This window comes from Saccharothrix sp., from assembly GCF_031180885.1.
GTDB lineage: Bacteria > Actinomycetota > Actinomycetes > Mycobacteriales > Pseudonocardiaceae > Actinosynnema.
The window spans coordinates 54,733-60,939 of record NZ_JAPSLK010000049.1; the positions used below are offsets into that span (position 1 = coordinate 54,733).

The following is a 6,207-nucleotide window of genomic DNA, read 5'->3' on the forward strand; positions in this document are numbered from 1 at the left end:
GGGCTCCTTCAGCGGGCGTCCGCCGGGTCGCTGTACCAGTCGGGCTGGGTGGGGTAGTGCGGTCCGTCGTAGATCTCGAGCAGCACGGAGTCCTCTTCGGCGACGGTCGGGCCGTGCGCGGCTCCCTTGGGGTTCCAGTAGAAGGCGCCCTCGGTGAGCGTGATGCCGGTCGGCACGTAGGTGTAGCGGCCGCTCAGGCAGTACATGAACTGGTTCGAGGCGTGGGCGTGCCGGGACGGGATGCCCGATCCCCGCTGGAAGCGCACGAGTGCGATGGACGCGCCGGTTTCGTCGTCACGCCACAACATCTTGTGCGACAGACCGGCGAGAGTCTTGTCGACCCACCCGAGGTCGCCGGTCTGCAGCAGGATTTCCCGGAAGCGGCTGAGCGCGCCTTCTTCCTGCGGCACGCGGGCGCGGTCGGCGGCTTCTCCGGAGTACGCCGCGGGCGCCGAGAGGTGCGTCGTCATCGGTTCTCTCCCAGGTATTTCAGTTCGATCAGGCGACTGCGGTAGCGGGTGCTTCCCGTGTTGACGAGCTGCTCGACGTCACCGGGCTCGCCGTAGTGCACGGAGCCGGCCTCGTCGCCGTCGAGCGTGATGACCACGTGCGGGTTGCGGCGCTGGTGGCGGGGGAACGACGCGCCGGGGTCGAGCACGATCTCCCACGCGCGCACCAGGTCCGTCTCGAACACGACGTGGTGGCCGGCCGGGTCCCCGCCCGCGGGGGCGGGTTTCGGGACGAGCGCGGGTACCACGTCGCCGACCGCATGCTCGCCGATGTCGAGCAGCTCGACGAGGCGGTTGCGGTACTGCGTCGGACCGACGTTGGTGAGCATGTGCACCGGTGAGGTCGGCCGGAAGATCACGCCACCGACGTACTCGTTCACGTATCGAGGTGGTGCGCCGTCGAGCCAGTCCATCCGGCCGGGGGAGGCCTCGAGGTTCACCACGAGGTACGGGTTGTGGTGCAGGTGCCACGGCTGGGACTCCCCGGGTGCGAGCGCCACCTCCCACACCCGTACCCGGTCGTTGGCCAGCAGCTCGGTCTGGCCGATGTCGGCGAGCACGACCGGTGTCCCGTCCGGGGCGTGCACGGTGGTTCCCGCTGTCACGTCAGCACTCCTTCCACCGGCGCCCGGCCGGTGATCCGCGTGTACGCCTCGCCGACCGGGTCGTGACCGGCGTCGGCGGGGTCGAAGGGCACGATCGCCGCGACGTGTCCGTCCGGGCGGACCAGCACGGCGGTGTTCGGTACGACACCGAGCCGTCGGGTCGCCGGCTCGCCGGGATCGAACAACGCCCGGTCACGCAGACCGGAATCCATAGGGGCGTCCCAGCGGCTGACCAGGTGGCGCCGCAGCGCGGGGGAGCCCGCGGGCAGCCGCGGGGTGCGGCGTGCGTCGGCGAAGTACAGCGCCACGAACGCGTCGGCGCACAGGTCGTGGACGTGCACGGCGCCGTCCGGGCCGAAGAGCCGCACGTCCGGCAGCCGGTCGCCGGCCCGAACCTGGCCGGGTGAGTCACCGGTGGCGATCATCGACCAGTCGTCCGTGCCGTCGACGTCGAGCCGGACACCCAGCAACGAGCGGGTCATCGCGACGCCCCAGCCGCCACCGGCCATCGCGGACACGCCGTCGTGCCTGCGGTCCATGTAGGCGCGGGCGGCCTCGGCCATCTCGCCGGAACCCCGGATCGCGACCGGGGACTGCTCCCGCTCGTATCCGTCCAAAATGGACTCGTCGGCCCAGCCTCTCAGCACCCACGCCAGGCGCCACGGCAGGTTCGACGCGTCGAGCACGCCGGTGTTGAGTCCCAGCGCCCACATCGGGGTGATTAGGTGAGCGGCGTCGCCCAGCAGGAACACCCGGCCGTCGCGCCAGCGATCAGCCACGCGGTGGTGCACCGGGTAGATGTTGGTGCCCAGGACGCGCAGACCGTCGACGTCGCCGATGAACCGCTTCGCCTTCGCCACGAGCTCGGCGCGGTCCGGTTCCGGTTTGCCGGGTTCGAGCGGGTAGAGGAACCGCCAGCAGTGCGGCTGCCGCACCAGGATCATCCATTCGGCGGGGTCGCCGAAGTAGGCCAGGTACGGGTAGTCGCGCGGGTTGGCGACGTCGAGATCCACTTCGAGGTCGACCAACATGTACCGCTGGTCGAGCGTGTGCCCCTCGACCGTGATGCCGAGCATTTCGCGTGTCCGGGACCGGCCGCCGTCGCAGGCCAGCAGGTACTGCGCGGCGAACCGCCGTTCCCCGTCCGGTGTGTCGAGGCGGAGCTCGACGTGGTCGGCGTGCTGCTCGAAACCTGTCATCCGGTGTTGCATGTGGACGATGCCGGGCGCCAGCTCCTCCAACCTGCGTCGCAGCACGGGCTCCAGGTGGTGCTGCGGGATGTTGACCACGAAGGGAAAGCGGGTGTCCCCGGCCAGCAAGCCGGTGCGCACGCTCTCCCGCGCTTGACCGGTCGCGCGATCGAGGTCGCCGATCTCGTCGATGCGCAGCGATTCACGCAGCACCGCGTCGACGGCGTCGTACCGGTGGAGCACCTCCAGCGTGCGGGTGAGCACGGTGCCGGCTTTGGTGTCCAGCGAGAGCGTTTCGTCGTCTTCGAACACCACGACCGGGATTCCGTGGTGCACCAGGCCGAGTGCGGTGATGAGGCCGACGGGACCACCGCCGACCACGGCGACGGGCAGGCTCATGCCACCTCCTGGGCGAACGACCGTTCCCTGGTCAGCACCGAGCCGGTCATCGTGGCCGCGTCGGACAGCAGGAAGAGCAGGCAGTCCACGACGTCTTGTGGCGAGCCGATCCCGGTGGTCGCGGCCCAGTGCTCGCGTTCGCCGCCGGTGGGGTTCGCCGCGCGGAACTGCGGCGTGTCGATCACGCCGGGGAAGACGACGTTGACCCGCACCCGGTAGTCGGCCACCTCGGCGGCCAGCGACTTCGCGAACGGGATCAGCGCACCCTTGCTCGCCGCGTAGGCCGATGCCTGGGCCCGGCCCGCGTGGGCGAGGCCGGAGGAGAACACGACGATGCTGCCGGACCGCTGGGCGATCATGCCGGGCAACACGGCCTGGGCGCACCACACGACGCCGTCCAGGTTCACCGCGAGCACCCGTCGCCAGACGTCGGGATCCATGCCGACGACGTCGCTGCGCGGCTGCACCGCGGCGCCGGCCACCAACGCGTCGATCCGGCCGTGCCTGCGCAGGACCTCGTCGACGGCGAACACGACCGCCTCGCGATCGGACACGTCGACGCGGTGCTGCTCGACACCGGCGATGCCGTCGAGTTCCTCGGCGTGGGCGACGTCGAAGACCACCGCGGTTCCGCCGCGTTCGGCGAACGCGCGGGCGGTGGCCGCGCCGATGCCGTTCGCGCCACCGGTCACGACCAGGACCTCGCCCTGGGCGTCGAATGTGGATTTCATCGGTTCTCCTCGAGTTCGAGTCAGCCGAGCAGGCGCTGCGCCACCAGATGTCCTGAGGCGCCACCGAGACCGGGGCCGGGGTGTGTCGACGCGCCGATGTGCCAGAGGCCGGGCACCGTGCCCCTGGGACCTGGCCGCCAGAGGAAGCTCTGGTCGAGTTCGCCGGCGCCGCCGTACGGGTCGCCGTGCACCGCGTTGACGTTGTGCGCGGCCAGATCGACCGGCGTGACCACGTCGACCGCGCGGATCGTCGCAGCGAGGCCGGGAGCGTGCGCGGCGACCCTGTCGAGCACCCGCGTCGCGTAGGCATCGGCCAGTTCGCGGGTCCATCCGTTGCTCGTGTCGAGCTCACCGGCGGCGTCACCGGCTGGGGCGAACGGCACCTCCTGCAGCTGCAGCCACAGCGCGGCGGCACCTCGGGGGACGCGCGATGGGTCGAGCACGTGTTGCTGTCCCACGACAACGGTCGGCTTGGCGGGCAATAGTCCCGCTTCGGCCTGTGCGCAGGCGATGCCGGTGCTCCCCGATCCGTCCGACAGGTGGATGAGCGGGATTCGGCCCAGGAGGGCGTCACTCCACGCGGGTGGCTCGGACAGCGCGACGTGGATCTGCATCGCCGCGCGGCCGTAGCGGAACCGTTCGGCCCGCTCGGCGAAGCGGGCTTCGACGGCGTCGCGGGGCAGCAGGTCCCGGACGAGCGCGGTCGGCGTGCACGACGCCAGCACCGCTCGCCTGGCCTTGATCCGCCGTCCCGCCGCGACCACGCCGACGGCCCGCCCTCCTTCGACGACGACGCGTTCGACGTGGGTACCGGTGTGCACCTGTACACCCAGCTCGGCGAACAGCTTGCCGAACGCCTCGATCAGCCCAGTTGAGCCACCCGCGACGACGGGCAGCCCGAAGCCGTGCATGGTCGCCGCCAGGACCGGGATCATCAACCCGCCGGCGGCGTGGTCGGGGGAGAGGCCCGCGTGCAGCAGCCACGGCGACCACAGGTGGTCGACCTCGTCGCCGTGGAACTCCCGGCGGCAGTAGGCGCGTCCGCTCGTGACGGTGTCGCGCAGCAGACCGATGCCGGCGGCACGAGCGAGTTTCAGTCCTTTGAGGATGGTGGACGGTGACCTGAGCTCCGAGCCGAGCAGTGCGCCGAACGGCTCGGCGATCTTGAGGAAACCGTTGACCGCGGCCAGATACGCCTCGCCGTCCCGGCTGTCGGCGAACAGCCCGGCGGTGCGTTCGGGGTCGCGGTAGGCCAGGGTCGTCCGTCCGTCGTCGGCGACGCTTGCGGTCACGAGGTAGTCGGTGTTGCGGTATTCCAGGCCGTGCCGGTGCAGGTCCTCACCGAGCGCGGCGTAGGCGGGGCCCGAGACGAACAACGGATGCCAGGACGAGTACGTGTCGTGCAGGTAGCCGGGCAGCGTGCGTTCCTCGGTGGCGATGAACCCGCCGAGCAAGTCGTTGCGCTCCAGCAGGGCGACCGACCAGCCGGCCTTGGCCAGCTCGGCGGCGGCGACGAGACCGTTGATGCCGGAACCGATGACGACGACGTCGACCTGGTCGCTCATCGTCCACCGCCCGCCCTCACGAGCTCGACACCGAGCTCACGCGCGGTTTCCGCGAGGGCGGCGCGCACCGCGGGCTCCAGCCGGACACCTTCGGCACGGGCATTCTCGTGGCGCAGCGCCTCCAGTTCCCCTGGCAGGTACACGCGCTCCACACCCGGCGCCGTTGCTGAGCTGGTGATCGCTTCGGCGAGGTCGCGCATGCGGTCCGCGAACCCGGCGCCGAAGGAGGCCGGGTCGAGTGCGAGGAAGAAGTGGGCGCAGTCGTTGGGCACCGTGGTGTCGGCGTACAGCCCGGCCACGGAGGCGCCGAACGCTCCGCCGGACAGCACCCCGGTGAGCACGTCGACCAGCACGGCGAGCCCGTATCCCTTGGGGCCACCCGAAGGGAGCAGCATTCCGGCGAGTGCGGCGGCGGGATCCGTGGTGGGAACGCCGTGACCGTCGGTGGCCCAGGTCGCCGGGATGGCCCTGTCCTCTGCGGCCGCGATGCGGATCTTGCCGAGCGCTGCCTCCGACAGCGCCATGTCGAGCACGATCGGGGCGCGGCCCGCGACAGGCGCCGCCAGCGCCAGCGGGTTGTTGCCGACGACCGGAGCCGCCCCACCCGGAGCGGGCATCAGCGGCCGGGTGTTGGCGGCGGCGAGCCCGATGAAACCCTGCTCGGCGGCGGCGAGCACGTAGCGGAAGGCGCCACCGAAGTGGAACGCGTGCCGGACGGTGACGGCGCCGATGCCGAACTGCCGCGCCTTGGTCACAGCCAGCCGCATCGCCTGGTCGCCGGTCAGCTGGCCGAGCGCGTTGCCGCCGTCCAGCGTCGCCACCGCACCCAGGTCGACCACGGTAGCGGCGATCTCCGCGGTGCTGACCGAGCCGCGGCGGATGCGGTCCACGTACATCGGGACGAGCATCGTGCCATGGGACGGAATTCCGCGGCAGTCAGCGTCCACAAGGGACTCGGCGACGACCTGTGCGGCCCGGTCGGCGAGTCCCGCCGCGGCGAAGATCCGGCGGATCGTCGCGGTGAGCTCGGCGATCGGAACCGTGTCCTGCTCGTCCACCTGGCACCTCGCTGCGTCGTCGGTCGGCGATGTCGGGCAACCGTAGGAGTGGGCGCGGTGAGCGGCTATCCGTTCCGCGCGGGCACTGTCCACTCGTCAGGCGGCGAGCCGCAGTGGGGTCCGGTCCCGCCGGGCGGCGTTGATGCTCGC

Annotated in this window: 6 protein-coding genes; all 6 read right to left on the reverse strand. The window is 71.3% G+C overall.

Annotation, left to right across the window (positions count from 1 at the left end; genetic code table 11):
* Window positions 1-8: 8 nt before the first annotated feature.
* From RIN75_RS34515 to RIN75_RS34540, 6 genes are read right to left on the reverse strand one after another with little or no spacing between them, the layout of a single operon-like run.
* The gene (locus RIN75_RS34515) at window positions 9-470 is read right to left on the reverse strand and encodes a cupin domain-containing protein (RefSeq protein ID WP_309116280.1); all 462 of its coding nucleotides are present in this window, start codon (window positions 468-470) and stop codon (window positions 9-11) included.
* Entirely contained in the window at window positions 467-1,114 is a 648-nt protein-coding gene (locus RIN75_RS34520) for a hypothetical protein (protein ID WP_309116281.1), read from the reverse strand. Before RIN75_RS34520 ends, RIN75_RS34515 begins: the two co-directional genes overlap by 4 nt.
* Entirely contained in the window at window positions 1,111-2,703 is a 1,593-nt protein-coding gene (locus RIN75_RS34525) for an FAD-dependent monooxygenase (RefSeq protein ID WP_309116282.1), read from the reverse strand. Before RIN75_RS34525 ends, RIN75_RS34520 begins: the two co-directional genes overlap by 4 nt.
* On the reverse strand, window positions 2,700-3,434 hold the full coding sequence (locus RIN75_RS34530) for an SDR family oxidoreductase (RefSeq protein WP_309116283.1): 735 nt from the start codon (window positions 3,432-3,434) through the stop codon (window positions 2,700-2,702). Before RIN75_RS34530 ends, RIN75_RS34525 begins: the two co-directional genes overlap by 4 nt.
* Window positions 3,435-3,454: 20 nt before the next feature.
* Window positions 3,455-4,999 carry an NAD(P)/FAD-dependent oxidoreductase gene (locus RIN75_RS34535; protein ID WP_309116284.1) on the reverse strand — a complete coding sequence of 515 codons (1,545 nt, stop codon included), beginning with the start codon at window positions 4,997-4,999 and terminating at the stop codon, window positions 3,455-3,457.
* On the reverse strand, window positions 4,996-6,057 hold the full coding sequence (locus RIN75_RS34540) for an Ldh family oxidoreductase (RefSeq protein WP_309116285.1): 1,062 nt from the start codon (window positions 6,055-6,057) through the stop codon (window positions 4,996-4,998). Before RIN75_RS34540 ends, RIN75_RS34535 begins: the two co-directional genes overlap by 4 nt.
* Window positions 6,058-6,207 lie beyond the last annotated feature (150 nt).

Excerpts from the sequence above, each read along its gene's own strand:
- RIN75_RS34515 (WP_309116280.1), bottom strand. The coding sequence starts at position 470 with ATGACGACGCACCTCTCGGCGCCCGCGGCGTACTCCGGAGAAGCCGCC.
- RIN75_RS34525 (WP_309116282.1), bottom strand. The coding sequence starts at position 2,703 with ATGAGCCTGCCCGTCGCCGTGGTCGGCGGTGGTCCCGTCGGCCTCATC.
- RIN75_RS34530 (WP_309116283.1), bottom strand. The coding sequence starts at position 3,434 with ATGAAATCCACATTCGACGCCCAGGGCGAGGTCCTGGTCGTGACCGGT.
- RIN75_RS34535 (WP_309116284.1), bottom strand. The coding sequence starts at position 4,999 with ATGAGCGACCAGGTCGACGTCGTCGTCATCGGTTCCGGCATCAACGGT.